The 1,313-nt window shown below is 32.9% G+C and carries 2 protein-coding genes; one reads left to right on the top strand and one right to left on the bottom strand.

Annotated elements, in window-relative coordinates; translation table 11 throughout:
* Window positions 1-432, bottom strand: a 432-nt coding sequence (locus tag C200_RS13945) for a head maturation protease, ClpP-related (protein ID WP_162180164.1), incomplete at its 3' end; no start/stop codon positions are given.
* Window positions 433-672: 240 nt separating this feature from the next.
* Between C200_RS13945 and C200_RS13940 the strand changes: the two genes are divergently transcribed.
* Complete coding sequence (locus C200_RS13940) at window positions 673-999, top strand: hypothetical protein (RefSeq protein WP_016212298.1); 327 nt, start codon at window positions 673-675, stop codon at window positions 997-999.
* Window positions 1,000-1,313 lie beyond the last annotated feature (314 nt).

Raw genomic sequence — 1,313 nt, 5'->3', positions numbered from 1 at the left:
ATTTTTCGCAACAGTGCCCGTTTTTGCCTTATAGCCTTCGATCATAATTTCGCTCATGCCTTGGAGTGTTTGAGCAGTTTGCGTCATTTCTTTGGCATTGCCTTGCATTATTTTCATGGGGTGGTGAATCATCATCATGGCATTTTTGGCCATCTTAGTTTTACTTGCAGATACAGCAATTAAACTTGCCATCGACGCAGCAACCCCCTCAACAGTGGCAATACAACGATCACCCAGTTCTTTAATGCAATTAATCATCGCAGCACCTTCGGTGACACTGCCGCCTGGGGAGTTGATACGAATATTGACCGTATGATCTTCTGGAATGGTTTTTATTTTATCGATGAAATACGCCGCATCACCGGATTCTATAGAGTGATAAATCATGACGTCAGTCTGGTTGGATTGGGCTAGAAAACTGAAATTTGGCATTTTCAAAATGTCCTATTAAAAACTTCTATTTGTTAACATCGTGTTACTATTTACCTATAAAACAGATATAAAAATATCTAAAAAGAAAATTGCCGCATAGCCGATAAACTTTTATAATGAAACTAGTGACTATGATTAGAGTCGTATCTAAAGAAAATTAACTTTAGCATCTAAAATACTTCGATGACTTTAGAAAACTATAAATTTTAAGTTATAGTGTCCAACTAGGTTGAGGTTATATTGAAACTAATTACAATTGAAGATTATGCAAAAATTAACGAAATGAGAATTCAAGACGCTTATGAGCTTGTTAATAATGAGAAACTTCGTAAATTCAATCAACCTCATATAGGTATGAAAAGGTTGACTTTAGTTTATGTTGATAGTGCACCTGATTTTATTTCTTACTTAGACGTAAATACTGTATATTTTTCACAGAGTGAAGCCGCACGTACCATGGGAGTTTCACTTGAGAAAATGAGAAAAAAAGTAGTAAGTGGAGAAGTGAAAAGCACTAGAATGAAAAAATTTTGTTTTATTCCTTCTGAGCAGTTTAAAGATTTGTAATGAATTCAAGAAGTGCTTAATATTAATTAAACTAATTTTTTAAGATATAACAAACAAGTTTCAATATATCTATTTGCAATAGAAAGTGTTACGGTGGAAAAAACAAAGTTTGGAGAACTTATGAAGTCATGGTGGCTTTTCATCTTTCTCATCGTCGTTATTATTGTCGTATATGGCTTGAAAACTTACAATGCAGGTCTATATTAAATTAATAAAAACTTTTCCTGATCAAAATTTAATGTACAAATTGATATAGAGTAAGATAGTCAATTAATGACTAAATTGAAGATTAAGAGGCACTGTTGCGAAAAATT

Origin of the sequence: Piscirickettsia salmonis LF-89 = ATCC VR-1361 (assembly GCF_000297215.2) — a bacterium.
Lineage (GTDB): Bacteria > Pseudomonadota > Gammaproteobacteria > Piscirickettsiales > Piscirickettsiaceae > Piscirickettsia > Piscirickettsia salmonis.
Note: the sequence above shows the minus strand (reverse complement) of the source record. Positions and strands in the feature narration are given on the sequence as shown.